1 protein-coding gene is annotated in these 209 nt (G+C 36.4%); it reads left to right on the top strand.

The features are described from left to right. The coding region (locus V6256_RS16155) for a cobalamin biosynthesis protein (protein ID WP_341599204.1) at positions 1–209 on the top strand (209 nt) is incomplete at both ends.

The raw sequence follows: 209 nt of genomic DNA, 5'->3' as shown, positions 1-209 counted from the left end.
CATGTTAGAAAATGGACATGATGCTGTAACGGCTACCTTAATTTATTTTGTATTAGGCGGAGCTCCATTGGTTATTGTGCATCGTTTAAGTAACACGCTTGATGAAATGTGGGGATACCGAAATGAACAGTTTAACTACTTTGGTAAATGCAGTGAGCGTATTGACGATTTATTAGGTTTTATTAGCGCTAAAATCACAGCCTTATTAT

Origin of the sequence: Psychromonas aquatilis (assembly GCF_038155185.1) — a bacterium.
Taxonomy (GTDB): domain Bacteria; phylum Pseudomonadota; class Gammaproteobacteria; order Enterobacterales; family Psychromonadaceae; genus Psychromonas; species Psychromonas aquatilis.
This window is presented reverse-complemented; position numbering and strand designations above follow the sequence as displayed.